At 72.3% G+C, this 18,870-nt stretch carries 26 protein-coding genes and 1 pseudogene; 11 read left to right on the forward strand and 16 right to left on the reverse strand.

Annotated elements, in window-relative coordinates; translation table 11 throughout:
• Positions 1 to 44 precede the first annotated feature (44 nt).
• On the forward strand, positions 45 to 968 hold the full coding sequence (locus tag ACIQBJ_RS14160; RefSeq protein ID WP_400708594.1) for a hypothetical protein: 924 nt from the start codon (positions 45 to 47) through the stop codon (positions 966 to 968).
• A gap of 70 nt (positions 969 to 1,038) precedes the next feature.
• Here the strand turns inward: ACIQBJ_RS14160 and ACIQBJ_RS14165 are convergent.
• Both ACIQBJ_RS14165 and ACIQBJ_RS14170 read right to left on the reverse strand, forming a co-directional pair.
• Positions 1,039 to 1,638, reverse strand: a pseudogene (locus ACIQBJ_RS14165) (transposase family protein); the annotation flags it as partial.
• Positions 1,639 to 1,785: 147 nt separating this feature from the next.
• On the reverse strand, positions 1,786 to 1,938 hold the full coding sequence (locus tag ACIQBJ_RS14170) for a hypothetical protein (RefSeq protein WP_400708596.1): 153 nt from the start codon (positions 1,936 to 1,938) through the stop codon (positions 1,786 to 1,788).
• A gap of 48 nt (positions 1,939 to 1,986) precedes the next feature.
• Here ACIQBJ_RS14170 and ACIQBJ_RS14175 point away from each other — a divergent pair, with 48 nt between their 5' ends.
• From ACIQBJ_RS14175 to ACIQBJ_RS14185, 3 genes are all read left to right on the forward strand, one after another.
• A complete protein-coding gene (locus tag ACIQBJ_RS14175; RefSeq protein ID WP_400708598.1) occupies positions 1,987 to 2,367 on the forward strand; it encodes a hypothetical protein in 381 nt (126 codons plus the stop codon).
• Positions 2,368 to 2,563: 196 nt separating this feature from the next.
• Positions 2,564 to 2,953: an AAA family ATPase gene (locus ACIQBJ_RS14180; RefSeq protein ID WP_400708600.1), complete on the forward strand. Its 390-nt coding sequence runs from the start codon at positions 2,564 to 2,566 to the stop codon at positions 2,951 to 2,953.
• Positions 2,953 to 3,093 carry a hypothetical protein gene (locus tag ACIQBJ_RS14185; protein WP_400708602.1) on the forward strand — a complete coding sequence of 47 codons (141 nt, stop codon included), beginning with the start codon at positions 2,953 to 2,955 and terminating at the stop codon, positions 3,091 to 3,093. Before ACIQBJ_RS14180 ends, ACIQBJ_RS14185 begins: the two co-directional genes overlap by 1 nt.
• A gap of 26 nt (positions 3,094 to 3,119) precedes the next feature.
• On the opposite strand, the gene ACIQBJ_RS14190 is transcribed toward ACIQBJ_RS14185, so the two are convergent.
• From ACIQBJ_RS14190 to ACIQBJ_RS14215, 6 genes are all read right to left on the reverse strand, one after another.
• Positions 3,120 to 3,845, reverse strand: coding sequence for an alpha/beta hydrolase (locus tag ACIQBJ_RS14190; protein ID WP_400708604.1), 726 nt, complete (start codon positions 3,843 to 3,845; stop codon positions 3,120 to 3,122).
• Positions 3,846 to 3,903: 58 nt separating this feature from the next.
• Positions 3,904 to 4,878 carry a TauD/TfdA family dioxygenase gene (locus ACIQBJ_RS14195; RefSeq protein WP_400708606.1) on the reverse strand — a complete coding sequence of 325 codons (975 nt, stop codon included), beginning with the start codon at positions 4,876 to 4,878 and terminating at the stop codon, positions 3,904 to 3,906.
• Positions 4,879 to 5,128: 250 nt separating this feature from the next.
• The gene (locus ACIQBJ_RS14200) at positions 5,129 to 5,350 is read right to left on the reverse strand and encodes a hypothetical protein (RefSeq protein ID WP_400708608.1); all 222 of its coding nucleotides are present in this window, start codon (positions 5,348 to 5,350) and stop codon (positions 5,129 to 5,131) included.
• A 100-nt stretch (positions 5,351 to 5,450) separates the two neighbouring features.
• On the reverse strand, positions 5,451 to 6,305 hold the full coding sequence (locus tag ACIQBJ_RS14205; protein ID WP_400708610.1) for a helix-turn-helix domain-containing protein: 855 nt from the start codon (positions 6,303 to 6,305) through the stop codon (positions 5,451 to 5,453).
• Between the two features lie 4 nt (positions 6,306 to 6,309).
• Positions 6,310 to 6,828, reverse strand: coding sequence for a DUF6879 family protein (locus ACIQBJ_RS14210; RefSeq protein ID WP_400708612.1), 519 nt, complete (start codon positions 6,826 to 6,828; stop codon positions 6,310 to 6,312).
• The gene (locus ACIQBJ_RS14215; RefSeq protein WP_400708614.1) at positions 6,806 to 7,033 is read right to left on the reverse strand and encodes a hypothetical protein; all 228 of its coding nucleotides are present in this window, start codon (positions 7,031 to 7,033) and stop codon (positions 6,806 to 6,808) included. The genes ACIQBJ_RS14210 and ACIQBJ_RS14215 overlap by 23 nt, the downstream gene beginning before the upstream one ends.
• A 142-nt stretch (positions 7,034 to 7,175) precedes the next feature.
• Between ACIQBJ_RS14215 and ACIQBJ_RS14220 the strand changes: the two genes are divergently transcribed.
• Both ACIQBJ_RS14220 and ACIQBJ_RS14225 read left to right on the forward strand, forming a co-directional pair.
• Positions 7,176 to 7,487 (forward strand): hypothetical protein, encoded by a 312-nt coding sequence (locus ACIQBJ_RS14220; RefSeq protein WP_400708616.1) that lies wholly within the window; start codon positions 7,176 to 7,178, stop codon positions 7,485 to 7,487.
• On the forward strand, positions 7,484 to 7,663 hold the full coding sequence (locus ACIQBJ_RS14225) for a hypothetical protein (RefSeq protein WP_400708618.1): 180 nt from the start codon (positions 7,484 to 7,486) through the stop codon (positions 7,661 to 7,663). Before ACIQBJ_RS14220 ends, ACIQBJ_RS14225 begins: the two co-directional genes overlap by 4 nt.
• 7 nt (positions 7,664 to 7,670) lie before the next feature.
• On the opposite strand, the gene ACIQBJ_RS14230 is transcribed toward ACIQBJ_RS14225, so the two are convergent.
• Positions 7,671 to 7,925, reverse strand: coding sequence for a hypothetical protein (locus ACIQBJ_RS14230; RefSeq protein WP_400708620.1), 255 nt, complete (start codon positions 7,923 to 7,925; stop codon positions 7,671 to 7,673).
• Between the two features lie 196 nt (positions 7,926 to 8,121).
• On the opposite strand from ACIQBJ_RS14230, the gene ACIQBJ_RS14235 reads away from it, so the two are divergent.
• From ACIQBJ_RS14235 to ACIQBJ_RS14245, 3 genes are all read left to right on the forward strand, one after another.
• Positions 8,122 to 8,433, forward strand: a complete 312-nt coding sequence (locus ACIQBJ_RS14235; protein ID WP_400708622.1) for a hypothetical protein — start codon at positions 8,122 to 8,124, stop codon at positions 8,431 to 8,433.
• Positions 8,405 to 8,602, forward strand: coding sequence for a hypothetical protein (locus ACIQBJ_RS14240; RefSeq protein WP_400708624.1), 198 nt, complete (start codon positions 8,405 to 8,407; stop codon positions 8,600 to 8,602). Before ACIQBJ_RS14235 ends, ACIQBJ_RS14240 begins: the two co-directional genes overlap by 29 nt.
• A 325-nt stretch (positions 8,603 to 8,927) precedes the next feature.
• A complete protein-coding gene (locus ACIQBJ_RS14245) occupies positions 8,928 to 9,656 on the forward strand; it encodes a hypothetical protein (RefSeq protein ID WP_400708626.1) in 729 nt (242 codons plus the stop codon).
• Here ACIQBJ_RS14245 and ACIQBJ_RS14250 read toward each other — a convergent pair.
• The 4 genes from ACIQBJ_RS14250 to ACIQBJ_RS14265 form a co-directional block, all read right to left on the reverse strand.
• Positions 9,643 to 10,896: an MFS transporter gene (locus ACIQBJ_RS14250; protein ID WP_400708628.1), complete on the reverse strand. Its 1,254-nt coding sequence runs from the start codon at positions 10,894 to 10,896 to the stop codon at positions 9,643 to 9,645. The two genes, ACIQBJ_RS14245 and ACIQBJ_RS14250, sit on opposite strands and share 14 nt — an antisense overlap.
• A 104-nt stretch (positions 10,897 to 11,000) precedes the next feature.
• Entirely contained in the window at positions 11,001 to 11,489 is a 489-nt protein-coding gene (locus ACIQBJ_RS14255; protein ID WP_400708630.1) for an RrF2 family transcriptional regulator, read from the reverse strand.
• A gap of 113 nt (positions 11,490 to 11,602) precedes the next feature.
• Positions 11,603 to 12,019, reverse strand: coding sequence for a (2Fe-2S) ferredoxin domain-containing protein (locus ACIQBJ_RS14260; RefSeq protein ID WP_400708632.1), 417 nt, complete (start codon positions 12,017 to 12,019; stop codon positions 11,603 to 11,605).
• A gap of 169 nt (positions 12,020 to 12,188) precedes the next feature.
• Entirely contained in the window at positions 12,189 to 14,264 is a 2,076-nt protein-coding gene (locus ACIQBJ_RS14265; RefSeq protein ID WP_400708634.1) for a heavy metal translocating P-type ATPase, read from the reverse strand.
• Between the two features lie 105 nt (positions 14,265 to 14,369).
• On the opposite strand from ACIQBJ_RS14265, the gene ACIQBJ_RS14270 reads away from it, so the two are divergent.
• On the forward strand, positions 14,370 to 14,759 hold the full coding sequence (locus ACIQBJ_RS14270; RefSeq protein ID WP_400708636.1) for an ArsR/SmtB family transcription factor: 390 nt from the start codon (positions 14,370 to 14,372) through the stop codon (positions 14,757 to 14,759).
• A gap of 12 nt (positions 14,760 to 14,771) precedes the next feature.
• On the opposite strand, the gene ACIQBJ_RS14275 is transcribed toward ACIQBJ_RS14270, so the two are convergent.
• Entirely contained in the window at positions 14,772 to 16,649 is a 1,878-nt protein-coding gene (locus tag ACIQBJ_RS14275) for an acyl-CoA dehydrogenase (RefSeq protein ID WP_400708638.1), read from the reverse strand.
• 127 nt (positions 16,650 to 16,776) lie between these two features.
• On the reverse strand, positions 16,777 to 17,160 hold the full coding sequence (locus ACIQBJ_RS14280) for a VOC family protein (protein WP_400708640.1): 384 nt from the start codon (positions 17,158 to 17,160) through the stop codon (positions 16,777 to 16,779).
• Positions 17,161 to 17,260: 100 nt separating this feature from the next.
• On the opposite strand from ACIQBJ_RS14280, the gene ACIQBJ_RS14285 reads away from it, so the two are divergent.
• The gene (locus tag ACIQBJ_RS14285; protein ID WP_400708642.1) at positions 17,261 to 17,821 is read left to right on the forward strand and encodes a hypothetical protein; all 561 of its coding nucleotides are present in this window, start codon (positions 17,261 to 17,263) and stop codon (positions 17,819 to 17,821) included.
• An 82-nt stretch (positions 17,822 to 17,903) separates the two neighbouring features.
• On the opposite strand, the gene ACIQBJ_RS14290 is transcribed toward ACIQBJ_RS14285, so the two are convergent.
• Positions 17,904 to 18,707, reverse strand: a complete 804-nt coding sequence (locus ACIQBJ_RS14290; RefSeq protein WP_400708644.1) for a maleylpyruvate isomerase family mycothiol-dependent enzyme — start codon at positions 18,705 to 18,707, stop codon at positions 17,904 to 17,906.
• Positions 18,708 to 18,870: the final 163 nt, after the last annotated feature.

The raw sequence follows: 18,870 nt of genomic DNA on the forward strand, positions 1-18,870 counted from the left end.
CGCCAGCGGCCGGGCTCGCCGGTACTCTCTAGGATCTCGCTAACGTGGATTGTGAGGCCGGATCGATGTCTACGGTTGACCTGAGGTCCGCGTGGGCCAAATATCGGCATGCCTGCAAGCAGCTCGAAGTACTGGCTGATTACGTCGACGCGCAAAGCAAGATTCTTTCCGAGTCTGTGCCGATGGCTGCCCACTTTGATTCTGCTACAGGATTTCACATTCTTCGCATCTCGCAAGTTCCTGATGCGCAAGAAACCCTTGAGCAGGTCAGCCTCTACTCCGGAGATGTGATTAATAACCTCCGTACGTCGATGGACCACCTCATGTGGCAGTTGGCGTGCCTGCGAGGCGTTCCCCGAAATCCCAATCCGATCAAGTTCCGCTTTTGTAGGGCGGATGGCCGTCCCTGTGGGAATCCCGGATTTCTGGGGAGTGAAATTTGGGACCGGGTTCACGAGTTCCAGCCGTGCAAAGGCGTAAACGGGCGCAGCGACAGTTGGTCTGGTGAGTATGTTCACCAAATTGATCAACTGGTGGATTTGTCCAATGCGGATAAGCATCAAAATATTGTCGACATAATTCCAACGGTTAATGGCTTTGGTTCAATTCCGACTCGACTCACTTTGCCGCCATGGATTCAGGTCGTAGACGGGGAGCATGTCTTCCTTCCCGAGTGGGTCAATGATCCCGACCCGGATGCCGAGGTGATCGACGCGACCCGTGCGGATCACCGTCTCGCGGTTGGTGCGGAGGTGGCCAGGATCAAAGCGCCGCTATGGGGGACTGTCGAGCTGATCGGTTTTACGGGATTTGCCCGAATTTATTTCGGCCTCCCTGGGCTTCTGCCGCTAGTGCCCACTCTTGAGCGCCTTGCGTCCTACTGTCGGGAGGTTCTGGAGGCATTCACATCCGAGGGGACTGCTGGGCCGTCTGTGGGCCGTCCGGAGCCGACGGGAGGCGACCAGTGATGACAGGTATCCACGGCTTGATGCCTGCTCAGGGGCGCTGGTCCTCTCGCTTCATGGTGACAGTTCAAACCCAGTCGCACAGGTCGCCGCCGGCCGGGCGGCGGTGCGGGATGACAAGTCCGGTGCCCGGGTAGCCGCCGTCAGCGATGGTGGTCGTCTTGCCGACCACGGCGGCGGCACCCGACTCGGTCCACGCCTTGCAGTCATTGCGGTTGCCTGGGAGTGGGCGGCCCACGACGACGACCAGGCGGGTATCAGCGTCGACGACGACCTGGTGGTTGGTCGAGTAGCGATAGTTCTTCGACTGTGCGGCGATGGAGCGGTCCCGGGTGGGCACCAGCGTGCCGTCCACGATCAGCACGGTGCCCGGGCGGAACCGACTGCGGGGCTTGAGCGCGAGTAGCGGGCCTATGTGCTGCAGCATGCGGTCGGCGGCCGACTCGGACACACCGAAGAGCGGTGCATGCTGTCGCAGCGTCAGGTTCGTCCGCCAGTAGGCAGCCACCAGTAAAACGCGGTTCTCAAGCGACAGCCCCCAAGGGCGTCCTGGACGTACTCCATCGGCGCCCTCGCGTCGCAGCGCCACGATCAACGTGCGGAATTCCCGCGGAGTCAGCCCGGTGAACGGGAGTATCCATGAGACTTCCGAGGCGGTGATCACGCGAGGCATCCCGTGATCTTCGCATCAGCCAGCGGAGGCCTCCCGGCCTGAGGCAGGGGGCCGGGACCAGGACGCCCCGGTGGGGATGTCCTCCTTCTCTGCCATGCTGCGCGCGTGGCTTCTCCTGGCTCCCGAACAAAGACGACCGATGTCTGGTCACTGCCCCAAGATGAGCGACTCATCGGGCAGCGCATCGGCGAAGCCCTGCCGCGCTCCGGCTGGCTGTGCAGCCATCCCGGCCCGAAGGGCCTTCACCAGGTGCATCTGCATCGCCACCTCGGGGAGGCCCTGAGCTGCGGTGGTCGGCAAGCGTTTCTGCTTCTGCCAGCTGGGGCCCGGGCGCCTGAGGACGTCCTGGTGGACGACGCCGTCGCCTCCAGATCCGACATCGGACACTCGGCCGTCATGCAGTTCCTTTGCTCACGCCGCCTACAGGACGGCGAGGGCGAGGTCTTCGAAGCCGGCCGTCTCGCGGTGCGCTGGATCGAGCAGGAGGTTGGGCCTGAGAGACACCAACTCCTGACCGAGGAGACGGGCCTTGCCTGGAAAGCCCTGCGAGCGGCGACCAGGCCAGCCGTCGTCGAGAACGCGCAGGGCCGACGAACGTCCGGCATGAGGATCGGCCCTGCCGCTCATGATCTCGTGACCAGCAGCGGGATGCCGCTGACACGAGGTGGCGTCCAACGTCTGCATCTGGCCGCCGCGCTCCCCACCACTCAGATGCGGGACAAGCTTTAGCGGGGCTGCAGGATCCACGGGTCGGACCCGGCAGTCGAACCCATCTCTCTAATCTCGAAATGCCGGGGCATGTGTACCGATCATGCCGCTGAACTGAGGTTTTGTGACCCATTGGGCCACTGGGGCCGGGGGCATTCGTCAGCCTTGCGGTTGCTGGGCTGTATTCTGACAGGCCGTCAGCGATGCATATTTCCGCATGCATGATCACCGGATTTTTTATGCATCGCCTCGACGGCGGTTTATTCATTGCTGGGGGCGGCCGGTGCTGGTCGTGGTGGTGGGGCCGCCGGCCGCGGGGAAGTCGACGTACATCGAGCAGCACGCCGCCCCGGGCGACATCGTGATCGACTTCGACCGGTTGGCGGTGGCGCTCGCGCCGCCGGGCGCACCCTCGCATGATCACGGCTGGCACCTGCGGAACGTGGCGCTGCGCGCGCGGGACGCCGCGGTGCGGTCGGCGCTGCGGGTCGTCGCCCAGTGCGACGTGTGGTTGATCCACTCGGTGCCGAGCAGCGAGGCGATCCTGGACTACCGGGCGGGGGGGGTGCGCGGTTCGTGGTGGTCGACCCCGGGCGGCGGACGGTGATGAAGCGCTGCCGTGCCGAGCGGCTGGCGGAGGCCGTGGAGGTTGCCGAGCGCTGGTACGAGACGGAGTCGTTGCAGGATCTCGCGGCGTTCGAGGGGGCGGCGGCGATGTCGGCGCGCCGGTCGAGGGCCTGGCGGTAACCAGGTGCTCAATCGGCGCGGTGCGGTTAGCGGCCCGTGGCGCTGGGGAGGCCGGCCAGGACGGTGCGGATGAGGTGGGCCCGGTCCTCGGGGTGTTCGGCCAGCCACAGACCGAGCTTGTGGGTGGAGCCGGGGAAGGTGAGGCGGGTGAAGTCGGTGCGCTGCCGCAGGGCGTTCTCGATGCGGAAGGTCACGCCGGGCGGGATCACCTCGTCCCGCTCCGGGACGACCAGCACGGCGCGTCCGGGGAAGTCGGCGAGGAGGCCGTAGGCGTTGCTGCGCTGCCAGCTGTTCGGGTGGCGCAGGATGTCGGTGAAGCCGCTGTCGAAGGGCAGCTTCCACGCCTCGGGCGCGTAGGCGGCGGGCGCGGCGAGCACGACCGTCGACACCTGTTCGCGGAGGGCTCCGACCAGGTCCGCGATGGTGTGGCCGCTCATCGAGAAGCCGACCAGAACAACCGGCCCGGTGTCCGCGAACTCCCGGACGACGTGGTGGGCCTGGACGAAGCGGCGCTCCAGGCTGAGCGCGCCGAGGGTGCCGGTGCTGTCGCCGTGGCCGGAGAAGTCGAAGGCGAGGGCGCGGTGGCCGGCCCGGGCGAAGTCTTCGACGAGCGGCAGGTTCCGGGCCCGGCTGCCGTTGCCGGCGCCGTGCATGATGATCACCGTCTCGGGGCGTTCGGGCGCGTCGGGCAGGGCTTCGGTGGCTTGCAGCACCTCGCCGTCGACGGTGAACGTGCAGTCGCTCAGTTGCACTTGATGCTCCATCGGAAGGGGCCCGCCGCCACCGCGGGGGGCCCATGGGCCGGGGGTGTCAGGCGAGGATCGCCCTGGATTCGATGGTGTCACGGCGGTGCGAGGACTTCCGGAGGTCGGTCATCACGCACAGGCGCGACAGCCAGCGGGAGCGGCCGGGGGGCAGCGCCTCGTAGGCGTCCCGGGCGTGGGCGGTCGTGTAGTTGTTGACGTAGACGAACTCGCCGGCGCCCAGGACGAGCGTCTTCTTGGTCTTCTCGAAGTGCTCCTGGAGTCGGAGCAGGACGTCCCGCTCCACCGTTCGCAGGCCCGCCCAGTCGAGGGCCGCGAAGTTCACCCGGACGTACGGGCGTTCCGGGTGTCCGAACAGGACGGGCTGTCGTTCCTCGTCGACGACGCCGCTGGTGTAGTGGATCGGGTTGTGGCTGATCGGGAACCGCTTCTCGAAGAGGAAGGCGATCTCGTCGGCGGTGAGGGCTTGGTCGAGGCCGTCGACGTCGGCGATGGTGGTGCCGGCGCGCTCGTCGTTGCGGATGCACGCCAGTCCGAGGTAGTCGGGCCGGGTCGGGTGGAAGGCGTCCTCGATGTGGAACCCGAAGTCGTGCAGGTGGCCGGAGCTGGAGTTCGCCACCGCGGCCAGTTCGGGCATCGGGGCGATGGTGTTGTAGCAGGCTCCCTTGCGCTGCGAGACGTATCCGATCGGCTCGCCCAGCAGGACGGCGTACAGGCCGTGGAGGAGTTGGGCGTCGTTCAGCCGGAAGTCGTCCTGTTCCTCGACGTAGCCGGTCGGGGTGGGGCCGGGGTCGGTGGTGAGGACGGGGCTGCCGGTCACGTGCAGCGCCGAGTGGGACTCGTGGCGGCGGAAGCCGTAGAACGTTGCGCGGATCTCGTCGGGGAGGCCGGCAGCCAGGATGGCGGCCTGCTCCAGGAAGACCCGGGGGTCGAGGAGCTTCGGGTCCGCGGTGATGCGGTCGAGCAGTTCGCGAAGTGCCGGGCGGTGCTTTTCGACGTCCAGGTGCAGGACCGTGGTCATTCTGCGTCACCTTTCTTGTTCGCGATGGTGCTGGCCCCGCCCCGGTCGTCCGCGTCCGTCCGAAGTCGCGTCACCGGGGCGGGAGTTGTGCAGACCCGGCGGCGCGTGCGGCCCGTCGGGGGTCAAGGGAGGGGTGTTGCGCCCAGCGCGGTACTCGCCGGACGGCGGCGATCTCGTTGCGCGCGGCGCGGGCGCCGTTGAACCAGCCGCCGATGCCGAAGGCGCTGGTGGCGAAGGAGTCCACGGAGCGTCAGGCCACGTCGCCCTGCCGGCTGCGGCCGCCGTGCATGGGGCACCGGCACTCCGGCCACGTCAGGGTGGACGTGTGGTGGTAGGTGCCGTCGCTCGGCTCGTCGGACGTCGTGACCGACCGGAAGGTCCGGGTGCCGTCTGCCGGGTCGACGTCGTACGTCCTGATCACGAGGCGAGCCTGCGGGGTCGGGTAGTGGGGGGCCGGCGTCGTGGCTGCCATCGGGGGTGCTCCCGTTCGTCCGTCTCGTCTTTCTTCGTGATACGACGTTAGGAGCGGGCCGGGGTGGGCCTCCAGGAACTTGCTCGAACTTGCTTCAGGGTCACCCGAGCGAGTTGATTGCTGAGGTAATCAGGGCGCGAGCCTCTGCGCCGTGAACGGCAATGCTGGCCAGTGCCGAGAAGGCTTGGCCGTACTCGGCGATCTCTCCGGGTTGAGTGGCCGTCAGGTGTGCGGCGACGAGTTCGACGTTCACCTGAACGTCGTCATAGATCGTGAAGCTCTCCGTCGGCCATCCCGCGCCCCTCACGGTCCCCATCGGGATGATGCCGACGCTGACGGAGGGAAGCGCCGACACGGCGATGATGTGGCCGAGTTGCGCAGCGAGGGTTTCGGCATCCCCGATGACCGTCCGGAGCACCCACTCCTCGATCAGGAACGCGAACCGGTGATCGCCCGAACGAAGAACTCTCTGCCGTTCCATGCGAACAGCAACAGCTTCGTCAACGTCGTCATGGCCGCTCCCCCGGAGGGCGAAGACGGTGTTCAGGACCGCGCGGGTGTATTCGGCGGTCTGAAGCAACCCCGGGATCACCCATGACTGGTACATCCGGAAGCGCCGGGTGCGCTCGAACAGCGGACGCACCGCTTGTTGAGACTGCTTCAGGCCGGAGCGTTCGAGTCGCCGCCACTCCACGTAGGCGCCTTCGATGCCACGAAGGGCAGCGATCAGATCGCCGGCCAGCTTGGGTACGCCGCAGATGGTTGTCCAGGTTCGGAGATCGGTGTCCGTGGGGGTAGTTCGCCCGCTCTGAAGCTTGGAGCACTTGGATTCGTGCCAGCCGGCGCGGTCGGCCAGCTCACGTGCGCTCAGTCCGGCGTCCTGCCGGATGTCGCGCAGGCGCTGGCCGAGCGCGCGGCGTGCTTCTTGGACACTCGACGAAGATGATGCAGACACGGTCTCAGCTCGGCTTGTACTCCGCGTGCGGGATGGCGAGTTGCCATACCGCGTCGAACGCCGAACGGCAGAGTTCGACTACGCCGGTGTCTACCACGATCTCGTCATCGACGAAGTCGCCGTCGCCGCTGAAGTGATGCACGAGCAGGAAGGTGTCGTCGATCAGCCAGAAGTCGTTCGGCGGCAGCGCCAAGCCGGTTGCCCGGTGACGCGGGAGCCAGCGGACGTCCTCCCCGGAGCCGGTGTTGCGGAACGTCACGTCGTGCTCGAAGCGTGTGTACTCCGAGAGGGGTTCCGAAACGACCCTGGCGCGCCGGACGCGGACACCCCGATCGGTGGCCGCGGCGACCAGGTCGAGCCAGGGACTCCACCAGGATGCCTTGTCGTCCTGGTCGTACCGCGAGCCGGCCTGCCAGTCGAGGAACATCGGGTCGTCGCGCATGTAGCCGTCCCGAAGCTCCAGATGGACGGCAGAGTGCTTGGCCGACCCGAGCAGTTCCTCAAGCGTCGGTACTGCCGGCACCCTTCACCTCCGGGAAGAACTGCATCATGCGCTGCGGGAACTCGATCACGGTTTCGTGGTCGGGGATGTCCATCTGGGCCAGCTTTTCCGGGTCCAGCACCTTCCAGCCCTGCAACACGTAGTTGCCGGTCTCCTCGTCCAGGTAGACGGTCGGACTCTTTCCTTCGGGGCTGTTGGGGTCTTGGCCCAGCTTCCTCAGTGCCATGTTGTCCCTCCTCGGTGGTGCGGACGATCGTTGTGCTAGAGCTTGCCCCCATCCGTCGGCAGGGTGCGCCCAGCTTTCTCGAACTTGCTCATGTGTGTGCGATTTGATACATCGTCACACCGCCCGACGGAGAGGCAGCGCCGTGGCGACGAACCAGAACCTGAAGGACCCCGACGCGATACTGGACTGGATCTGGGACTGGTCGGACTGGCTCGCCAGCGGCGAGACGATCGCGACGTCGACGTTCATCACCTCGGCCGGGATCACCGTCCCGGCGAGGGTGCCGCTGCCGGGCGGAGGGACCGTGCCGGGAGCGTCGAACACCACGACCACGGCCACGGTGTGGTGGTCGGGCGGCTCCCCGAGCCAGCCCTACCTGATCACGAACCGCATCACCACGTCGGCCGGCCGTACCGACGACCGGTCGATCACGGTCCGGGTCATCGACCGGTGAACCGCGACGACGTCCGGGCAGCGGTGCTCGCGGTGCTGTACCCGCCGTGCACCTGCTCGGCCGGTGTGTGCGGCCGGCGGATCCCGGTGTTCCGCTGGGAGGACGGCGAGGAACCGACCGCCGACGACATGCAGGAGCCGGCCGACGACATCGCCGACCAGCTCCTGGGTGACTGACACCTGCTCAGTGCCAGTGGGCGCCCCTGACGTCGATCATCATCTCGATCTTCTCGTCGCGTCGCTCGATGTACTGCTCGGTGGTTTCGCCTCGCCCGGGCTCGCCCATCATCCGGTCTGCGGTCTTCTTGATCCGCTCCGGGTCGAACGCCGATCCAGCGGCTTTGCCGAAGACCCGCCCGGCATTCTCGTCACCATCGGTGACGGTTGCAGTCGTCACGACAGTGACGACCTCTTCGATGATCTTGCGTATTGTCCCCACGGTGGCTCCTTGGGTATGGCGCTTGTCACGCTCGGCTCCTACCTTCCCGGCAGCCGTGATCGACACACGAGGGGTGTCGAGAACCCATCTCATCTCCGTGTCAGCGGAGTTGAAGAAACTCCCCGCCGTCCTCTGGGACCGGCGGGTGTTTTGGCGTGCCCGAGTGAGGCCGCCGCCCTCAACGAAAGGACACCCGATGAGCGGCATCGACGGCATCAAGTGGCAGCCCCGGGCGCGAGTGCTCAAGTACGGCCCGGAGACGGTCGCCGAGATCACCAAGGACATCGGCCACGAGCCGACCGGCCCTGATCTGCGGATGCTCGAAGCCCGGTACGGCCTGAAGCGCGACAGTGTCGCCGAGGCCGAGGGCAACCTGTTGACCACGGCCGGCCTGAACCGCATCACTTCGCTGATCATCGGCGGCGGCCAGGCCCTCGTCAACAACCGGTCGCTCGGCGGTGTCGGTGTCGGACTGGGACATGATCGCGCAGTGCGAGTCCGGCGGTGACTGGTCGATCAACCACAGATCGGACGGGCTGTCGGCCGGCGGACTCCATCCAGTTCCAGAACCCGTCGTGGCACGACACGCTCGCGTACCTGCGGATGCACGGCCACGACACCTCCGGCGTCGAAGCCGACGGACACCAGCACCAGGCCGTCGGCGGTCCGGACGGTGAAGCCGAGCGCCGGCGTCACACCCGCGACGACCAACGCGCCGCCGGTCGCGCGCCCGCCCGCGAAGGCGCCCTCACCGGTCGCGGCCGGCCCCCGGCGGCGGGCGCGGGTCGGCAAGCCCTATCAGTACGGCGGCACCGGGCCTGCGGCTTTTGACTGCTCCGGGCGGGGCGGCCCCGGGGCGTTGTCGTGGGGTGTTGCCACCGGGCGCGCACCCTGCCGGGGCGGGTCGGGGGCGGTCGGCCGGAGGGGGAGGTGGGGGCGGGCGGTCCTTGCACGTCCGACCCGACGACAGGGCAGTACGATCAGCTGCTTAGAATTTGCGCCATGACCATCGAGGAGGACCCAGCCGCAGGCGACCCGCGCCCGCCGACCGGTCACCGGGTCGTCGGCGAGCGGCGGCGGCAGGTGGCGATGTGGGGAGTGGTCGCGGCCCTGGCCGCCGGCGGGGTCTGGGTGGTGGCCACCCCGCACCGCAACGGTGCGGCGTCCGGCCTGGCCCCCAGCGGCAACGGGACGGTCGCGGCGGCGGTCGCGGGCCAGCCCGTGGCGCCCCTGACGGAGTCTCAGTCCTTCGCCGTGGAACGGTACTTCCCCGCCCAGCGCTCCTACGAGTTCGACGCCTACCGGGCCCGCCGCACCGCCGCCCGGGACGGCACGGACTGCCTCGCCGTGCAGATCGACAAGACCCGCGACGCCCTGGAGGAACTCGGCTGCCAGGGCTGGCTCGCCGTCGCGCTCACCCGCACCGACCAGCCCGTGATCACCAGCGTCACGGTCTTCCGGTTCGCCGACCCGGTCACCGCCGAGAAGGCCGTGCAGACCGTCCGCGACCGCGCCGCCGACTTCGAATTCACCTACCCCGACGGGCTGTTGGCCCCCGCCGCGAACGTCAGGCCGATGGCCTCGACCCGGGTCGAACTGGTCGGCCACTACCTCACCCTGACCGTCTCCCGCTACGCCGACCAGCGGGTCGGCGACGCCCCGGACGAGGTCCTCGCGGCCAGCAGCCACTGCGCCGCCGCGCTGGCCGGCCAGCCGTTCATGTGGATGTAGCGCCCGGGCCCTCCGGCGTGCTCCCCGCGCGGGCCGTGCGGCGCAGCCAGCCGGTCGCGGCCAGTGCCAGCACCGCCGCGAGGGCGAACACCGCCGGGGCGCCGAACGGCAGCGCGAAACCGCCCAGCACCGTCCCGGCGCCGATGCCCAGGTAGATCGCCGAGGCGTTCAGCGAGACCAGCAGCGCGCCCTGCTCCGGGGCGAGCGCCAGCAGCCGGTGCTGCTGGGGCGGCGTCTGGCACCAGCTGCTCGCACCCCAGCCGAGCACCGGCAGTGCCGGAAGCACCGCCGCCGCCCCGAACGGTGCCGCTCCCGCCCGGACGGCCGGGGCGGCCAGGGCGGCCAGGAGGACGAACACCGCCGCCATCACCCCGTACCCGGTCGCCAGGACCCGGACCGGCCCGACCCGGTCGGTCCACCGCCCGGCCAGCGCGTTGCCCGCCACCGCGCCCGCCCCGTAGACCGCCAGCGCCGCCACCGCGGCCGTCCGGCCGGTGACGCCGACCGCCGCCAGCACCGGCACGCTGTACGCGTACGGGACGTAGCAGGCCACCATCCCGAGCACCGTCAGCGGCAGCACTCGCCGCACCCCGGGACGCCGCAGCACCGCCAGCCGGGCCCGCAGCGGGACGGGCGGCGTGCCGGGCAGCCGGGGCAGCGCCAGCCGCACGGCCACGGCGCAGAGCACGGCGAGCACGGCCACCGCGCCGAGCGCGGACCGCCAGCCGAGGCCCACGGCGGCCACCCGGCCGAGCGGCACGCCGAGCGCGGTCGCGGCCGTCAGCCCGCCGATCACCAGCGCGAGGGCCCGTCCGCGCAGCTCGGCCGGTACCAGGGCGGCCGCCGCCGCCCCCGCGCCGGGGGTGAACGCCGCCGCCCCGAGCGCGGCGAGCAGGCGGGCGGCGAGCAGTGCCGGGTACGTCGGGGCGAGCGCCGTCAGCGCGTTGGCGACGGCCAGCACCAGCAGCGCCGCCACCAGCAGGGCGCGCCGGGGCACCCGGGCGGTGGCGACGGCCAGCAGCGGGGAGGCGAGCGCGTACCCGGCCGCGAACAGGCTCACGGACTGGCCGGCCGCGGCGGTCGACACGTGCAGCGACCCGGCGACGGCGGGCAGGAACCCCGCTGTCACGAAGGCGTCGGTGCCGACGGCGAAGGTGCCGAGCGCGAGTACGGCGGCGGCGCGCAACCCGCGGTCGGCGGGGGCGACGGGCGGGGGAGGTGCGGGCAGGGTGCGGGCCATGGCGGGTGGTCCTCCGGAACGGTGGGCGCCCTATTCGGGATGGAAAATGTCCTGAATAGGGCGAGGGGACGAGGAGGGGAGCCGCCGGGCAGGGCGGCGGGCGGTCAGGCGGTGCCCGCGAGGCGGGCGTGGGCGGCGCGGAGACGGGTGACGGAGGCGGTCGGGGTGGCGGCGGCGAGTTCGGCGACGGTCTGGCGGGCGAGTTCGCGCCGCCAGGCGAGCTCGGCCCGGCGCATCGCGGTGGCGATGCCGCAGGGGCGGGCGAACTCGTGGGCGGCGGCCCCCTCGGCGGAGGCGCCCCGCTGCCGGATCTCGGCGCAGGAGAACAGCGGGTCGGGGCCCTCGACGGCCGCCACCACGTCCATCACGGTGATCCGCTCGGGGGCCCGGGCCAGCCGGACGCCCCCGCGCGGGCCGGAGACGGACGTCAACAGCCCGGCCCGGACCAGGCGTTGGAGCACCTTGTTGAGGTACGTCGGCGACAGTTCGAACAGCGCTGCCAGCCGCGCCGAGGGGACCGGCTCCGTCCCGCCCACCCAGACCAGGGTGAGGCAGCAGTGCAGGCCCCACTCGACGCCTTCGCTCGTCCGCATATTCCGGATGCTAGCTATCCCGAACCCCGCCGCGCCAGCCCCGCCGCGCCGATCCCGCCGAGCCGGCCCCGTCCGCAGCGCACCGCATCGCACCGGCCCGGGCGGGGGCGGACTCAGCCGTCGAGCTGTTCGCGGACCCGCCGGGACGGGGAGAACACGTACAGGTCGAGGATCGGCGGGACCTCGACCAGGCCGGGGCCGCCCGCGTCGACCCAGGCGATGATGTCGGCGGCGGCGTCGCGGTCGTTGACCAGGCCGAGCCAGACCGGGCGGCCGCCCGCCCGGCGGCCCTCGGCGGAGGGCTGGACCACCATCACGTTGCCGTGCTCGCAGGCGTCCAGGCAGGGGACGGGGCGCACGGTGGCGCGGTCGGCGAGCGCGGTGCGCAGGTCGGCGAGCTGGGCGGCGTGGTCGATGCCGGGGATCTTCGCGGTGCCGCAGCAGCAGCCCCGACAGACCGTCACCGTGCAGCGCGCGGCCGCCCCCTGGGCCGGAACGGCCGCCGCCTCCCGGCGGGTCCGCCGGCTCACCGCCCGGCTCCGGCGGCCGTGCCGGGCCCGACTCCGTCGCCTCGCGTCGCCGCTCCGGTCCTCACGTGGTGCGCTCCTGTCCTCGCGGCTCCCACCGCGCTGCCGGTCCGGCCGATGTGCTGTCAGGGTGCAACGGTGCCATGCCGGTCGGTCCGGCCCGCACCCCGGGTCATCCCCGAGCCCCGGTGCCGGACCCGGTGCCGGACCGGGCGGCCCGCCGCCAGGCGGACTCGCGGAGCAGCCGCAGCCCGTTCAGCCCGACCAGCACGGTCGAGCCCTCGTGGCCGAGCACGCCGAGCGGCAGCGGCAGGGTGCCGAACAGGTCCCAGGCGGTCAGGGCGGTGACGAACGCGGCCGCGACCACCAGGTTCTGCACCACCAGCCGGCGGGCCCGGCGGGCCAGCGCGACCACGGCGGGCAGCGCGGTCAGCTCGTCGCGGACGACCACCGCGTCGGCGGTCTCCACCGCCAGGTCCGAACCGGCCCGGCCCATCGCCGCGCCCGCGTGCGCGGCGGCCAGCGCCGGGGCGTCGTTGACACCGTCGCCGACCATCAGCACCGCCCGCCCGGACGCCGCCAACTCCCGGACGGCCGCGACCTTGTCCTGCGGCAGCAGCCCGGCGCGGACGTCCGTGACCCCGGCCTCGGCGGCGACCCGCGCGGCGGCCCCCGGGTTGTCGCCGGTCAGCAGCACCGGCTCGGCCCCGGTCAGCCCGCGCAGCGCGGCGACGGCCCCGGCGGCGTCCGGCCGCAGCCGGTCGGCGAACTCCAGCACCCCCGCCACGACCCCGTCGACCGCCACCAGCACGGCCGTCCGGCCGCCCCGCTCGGCGGCCCGGACCAGCTCGTCGGCGCCCGCGCCACCACCCGCCGCGCCACCACCGCCTGTCGCGCCGGTCGGGGAAGTGACGCCGACGACCCGGCCGTCGACGGTGGCGCGGACGCCGGTGCCCGGGGTGGCGGTGAAGTCGGTGGCGGGGGCGAGCGGGAGGGCGCGTTCGCGGGCGGCGCGCAGCACGGCACGGGCCAGCGGGTGCTCGCTGGGGCGCTCGGCGGCCGCGGCCAGGGCGAGCAGCCCGTCCGGCGTCAGGCCGGAGCCGGGCAGCGGGTGGACGGCGGACAGGCGGGGGGCGCCCTCGGTGAGGGTGCCGGTCTTGTCGAGGGCGACCACGCCGGTGCGGCCCAGCCGCTCCAGCGCCGCCGCGGACTTCACCAGCACGCCGTGCCGTCCGGCGTTGGCGATCGCCGACAGCAGCGGCGGCATGGTGGCCAGCACCAGCGCGCAGGGCGAGGCCACGATCAGGAAGGTCATCGCCCGCAGCAGTGCGTCGGTGAACGCCGAGCCGAACGCCAGCGGGACGGCGAACACGGCGAGCGCGGCCGTGACCATGCCGAGCGAGTAGCGCTGCTCGACCTTCTCGATGAACAGCTGGGTGGGGGCCTTGGTCTCCGCGGCCTCCTCGACCATCGCCACGATCCGGGCGACCACCGATCCGGCGGCGTCCCGCTCCACCCGCACGCGCAGCGCGCCGGTGCCGTTCAGGGTGCCCGCGAACACCTCGTCCCCGGCGGCCTTCGGGACGGGCAGCGGCTCGCCGGTGATGGTGGCCTGGTCGACCTCACTCACGCCGTCGAGCACCCGCCCGTCCGCGCCGATCCGCTCGCCGGGCCGCACCAGGACGGTGTCACCGACCGCCAACTCCTCGACCGGGACGTCCTGTTCGGAGCCGTCGGGGAACAGCCGGGCGGCGGTGGCGGGCGCCAGGTCGAGCAGGCCGCGCACCGAGTCGGCGGTGCGGGCGGTGGCGAGCGCCTCCAGCGCGCCGGAGACCGCGAAGATCACGATCAGCAGCGCCCCGTCCAGCACCTGACCGATCGCGGCCGCGCCGAGTCCGGCGGCCACCATCAGCAGGTCGACGTCCAGGGTCCGCTCCCGCAGCGCCCGCAGCCCGGCCAGGGCGGGCTCCGAGCCGCCGGCCGCGTAGGCGCAGGCGTACAGCGGGCCCCAGATCCAGGCCGGGGCGCCGGTCAGGTGCAGCGGCAGGGCGAGGGCGAAGGCGAGCAGCGCGACGGCGGCCCAGCGGGCCTCGGGCAGCGCGAGCAGCCGGGTGCGCCGGCGCGGCACCGTGTCGGGCGTGGCGGCGGCCGTGGACGCGGTGGTCGTGGCGGCGCCGGTGGTGGGCCGGGCGGTCGGGTCGGCGGGCGGGTGCGGTCGCGCGGGGGCGGGGGGCACGGTGCTGGGCATGGCGGAGCGGTCCCTGGGGGCAGGCGGACAGGCGGAGGGAGCTGCTCGCCCACCATACCTGAACATATGAAGGTCTATTCATGCATGGAATGTAGGATGGCCCGCATGGGTCATGGAGCCGCCGCCAACGCCGTCCCGCGCACACCCCTGGACGCGGACAGCGCGGCCAGGGTCGCCACCACGCTCCAGGCCCTCGCCACGCCCTCCCGGCTGCTGATCCTCTCCCGGCTGCGCGAAGGTCCCTGCCCCGCCACCGAACTCGCCCGCGCCGCCGGGCTGGAGCAGTCCGCCTGCTCGCACCAGCTGCGCGTGCTGCGCCACCTCGGCCTGGTGGTCGGCCGCCGCAACGGCCGCTCGGTGGTCTACGAGCTGTACGACAACCATGTCGCCGCGCTGCTCGACCAGGCCGTCTACCACACCGAGCACCTGCGGCTGGGTCTCAGCGACGCCGCCGGGCCCGGCGAGGAGGACACCCCGGACCTCGTCGGACCCTGACCGGCGAGCGGGTCAGAACCAGTCGGGGTCGGTCTCGGCGGCCGTCCGGTCCAGGCCGTCGAGCAGGTCGAACTGCGGCCCGGTGCGCGGCAGTTCGACCCGGAAGAAGTAGCGGGCGGCCTGCCGCTTGCCCTGGTGGAACGGGGTGTCGGCGGCGCCCAGCGCGAGGTACTGCTCCAGCCAGATCCAGGCCAGCACGACGTGGCCGACCGCCTCCAGGTAGACCGAGGCGTTCGGCAGCGCGACCTCCGGGTCGCCCGCGGCCCACAGCGCGGCGGTGGTCCGGCCGATCCGGACTGCGGCGGCGTCCAGCGCGTCCGCGAATCCGCCCGCCTCCGCCGCGAGGTTCGCCGGGAAGTCCGTTGCGAGGTCCGCCGGGAAGTCCCCTGTGGGGTCCGCCGGGAAGTCCGCCGCGCCGCCGCCGAGTTCGCGGGCCCGGGCCGTGGTGGCGGCGAACGCGGCGAGCAGCGCGCGCAGGCCCGCGCCGCCGTCCTGGACGGCCTTGCGGCCGAGCAGGTCGAGGGCCTGGATGCCGTGGGTGCCCTCGTGGATCGCGTTCAGCCGGTTGTCGCGGTAGAACTGCTCGACCGGGTAGTCCCGGGTGTAGCCGTACCCGCCGTGGACCTGGATCGCCAGGTCGTTCGCCGCCAGGCACCACTGCGCGGGCCAGCTCTTGGCGATCGGCGTCAGCACCTCCAGCAGCCGCCCGGCCGCGGCCCGGTCGGCCGGCTCCGGCGCGGTGCGCTGCTCGTCGATCAGCCGGCTGCAGTACAGGCTGAGCGCCAACGCGCCCTCCACGTACGCCTTCTGGGCCAGCAGCATCCGCCGGACGTCCGGGTGCTCGATGATCGGCACCTGCGGCGCGGCGGCGTCCCGGCCAGTGAGCGGGCGGCCCTGCGGGCGGGAGCGCGCGTACTCCAGGGCGTGCAGGTAGCCGGTGCAGCCGAGGGCGGTCGCGCCCAGGCCGACGCCCGTCCGGGCCTCGTTCATCATGTGGAACATGCAGGCCAGGCCGCGGTGCAGCCCGCCCACCAGCTCGCCGACCGCGCCCGGCTCCCCGTCCGGCAGGTGCCGGCCCTCGCCGAAGTTGAGCACGGTGTTGACCGTCCCCCGGTAGCCCATCTTGTGGTTCAGGCCCGCGAGCACCACGTCGTTCCGCGCGCCGAGCGAACCGTCCGCCCCCACCAGGTACTTGGGCACCGCGAACAGCGACAGGCCCTTGACCCCGGCGGGCGCGCCCGGGGTGCGGGCCAGCACCAGGTGGACGATGTTCTCGCCCAACTCGTGGTCCCCGCCCGAGATCCACATCTTGGTGCCGAACAGCCGGTACCGGCCGTCCGGCTGCGGCTCGGCCCTGGTCCGGACGTCCGCCAGCGAGGAGCCCGCCTGCGGCTCGGAGAGGCACATGGTGCCGAAGAACCGGCCCGCCGCGAGCGGCCGGACGAAACGCTCCCGCTGGTCCGGAGTGCCGTACACCGCGAGCAGGTTGGCGTTGGCCATGGTCAGGAACGGGTACGCGGCGGTGCCCACGTTCGCGGCGTGGAACCAGGCCATGCAGGCGTTCGCCACCAGCACCGGCAGCTGCTGGCCGCCCAGGTCGTGGTCCATCGCCGCCGACATCAGGCCGGAGGCCGCGAACACCTCCAGCGCCGCCGCCACTTCGGGCACCAGGTGCACCCGCTCGCCGTCGAAGCGCGGCTCGTGCTCGTCCGCCGACCGGTTGTGCGGGGCGAAGTGCCGCTCCGCGATCTCCTGCGCCAGGTCCAGCACGGCGTCGAAGGTCTCCCGGTCGTGCGCGGCGAACCGCTCCCGGGCGGTCAGCGCACCGGCGTCCAGCCAGTCGTGCAGCAGGAAGTCCAGATCACGGCGGGACAGCAGCAGCGAGGTCATGGGCACGCACCGTTCGGACGAGGGAAGCCGTCGGGCGGATCCTACGGCCCGGTAACGTCCGGCGGCACCGGGCCCGCCCGTGGCCGGGGCGTCGGGGCGCCCGGGCGGGGGCGCGCCGGCGGGGGCGTCAGGCCGGGGCGATCCTGGTCCGCAGCAGGCAGAACTCGTTGCCCTCCGGGTCCTGCAGCACGTGCCAGGGCTCCGCACCGCTCTGCCCGACGTCCACCGGGCGGGCGCCCAGGGCGAGCAGCCGCTCCAACTCGGCGTCCGCGTCGCGGTCGGTCGGGTTGACGTCCAGGTGCAGGCGCAGCTTCACCGGGCGCGGGTCGGCGGACGGCCCGAACACCAGTGTCGGCTGCGGGCCGCCGAAGCTCGCGCCGGGCGGCCCGATCTCGATGCTGCCGTCCGGCTCCCGGTCGAGCTCGACGTAGCCGAGCACCTCCGACCAGAACGCGGCCAGCCGCTCCGGGTCGACGCAGTCCAGGACCAACTCGCTGATGCGGCACGCCATGAGGGGGAGTGTACGCCGCCGGTAATCGGCGGGCCGGAAGCCCGGGCGGTGCGCTACGCTGCGCGGCGGCCGGTCGAGGACCGGGGGAGCGGGGGGACACGTGCTGGGGGAACTGCGGGGCGGCCACCGGGTGCACTTCGTGCTGGCCTGGGCGCTGTGCGGGATCGATCTGCTGGGCCTGGCGGTGGCGTTCCGGACGCCGCTGCCGATCTGGCTGTGGGCGCCGCTGGTACTGGCGACCTTCCCGGTGTTCGGGTGGGCGCTGGTCCGCAATGTGCGGGTGCCGCTGCTGCGCCGGGGCGCCGGCTGGGACCTGCTGGCCTACCTGCGGCTGCTGCCGCGCGGGCTGCTGGCCGGGTACGCCGGCGCGGTGCTGCTGATCGGGCTCGGCCTCACCACCGGCGGCGGCGCGCAGGACGCCCGGTCGGACCGGGACGGCTACTACTACCTGCAGCGCGACACCGCCGACCACCCCGGGCGGACCGTGCGGGTGGCGATCGACCGGGACCGGTACGACCGGATGCGCGGCGCGCAGCAGCGCCTGTTCCTGGGCGCTTCGGCGCTGTTCTGCACGGCGGGCAGCTTCCTGGTGCTGACCTCGGCGACGGCGACGGCCGCCCGGGAGAACGCGGCCAGGGCCCCGCGCCGCAGGAAGCGCTGACGCGGCACTGTTCCGCAGGGCGGCACGACCGTTCGGGAGAAGTCGGCCGAGTCCCTTTCCCGGGACAAGAGCTGACGTTGTGTCAGCCGAGGCGCGGCCAGGCGATCAGTCGCTCCAGTGCGGTCGGGTCGCCGGTCGTGCGCAGGCCGCCGGGGCGGCGCCGGCGGTGCAGGACGAGCAGCAACTCGCCCGCCGGGCCGGAGAGTTCGAGCATGCCGGGCGGGAGTGCGTCGGTGTCGCCGGGGAGCGTGCCGGTGTCGCCCGGCAGCGCGGTGGTGCCGACCGGGACCCGCCGTGGTCCGTCGGGCCCCAACTCGACCTGCCAGGACGGTCCTTCGGTGCTGCGGAGCCGGACGGCGAGCGGCGGGTGCGGCCACGGGTCGGCGGTGCCCCAGGACAGGGTGAGGAATTCGTCGACGCCGTCCACGGCCACCGACTCCGGCACCGGCCGCGGGGAGCCGGCGGCCTGCTGGGCGTCGTGGGCGTGCACGGCGGCCTCCTGCACCTGGTGGCGGGCGACCGCGGCGACGGTGCCGGGCGCCCCGGTGCCGGGCCACCACGTCCAGCAGGGCGCGTCCGGCCCGGCCTCGTCGAGGGCCTTCAGCAGCCCGCCGGTGACCTCCTCCGAGCGGGCCAGCGCGGCGGCGGGCGCCAGCGCGCCGTCCGGTTCGGGCGTGACGGGGGTGAAGCCCTCGCCCGTCGCGGCCGCCGCCGTCCAGAACCGCTGCACCGTGGTGACGTGCTCCAGCAGGTCGGACAGCGCCCAGTCGGGGCAGGCGGGGACGCGGGCCCGCAGGTCGGGGGCGGTGGCGACGGCGGTGCGCAGGGCCGCCGAGCGGTCCTCGACCAGGCGCAGCAGTTCGGGGAAGGCGGGGGTGGAGACCATGCCGCCTGCCTATCACGCGGACCGGTCAATCACGGCGAAAGCCACACCGGTGGACACAGTCCGACAAATTCCGCGCCCCGCGCCCCCGTACCCGTCCCGCACCCGTCCCGGTGGCCGGTCCGGTGGCCGGTCCGGGAACGCCGGAGTCCCGGGGCCCGGCCTG

The organism is Kitasatospora sp. NPDC088391 (assembly GCF_044753345.1).
GTDB lineage: Bacteria > Actinomycetota > Actinomycetes > Streptomycetales > Streptomycetaceae > Kitasatospora.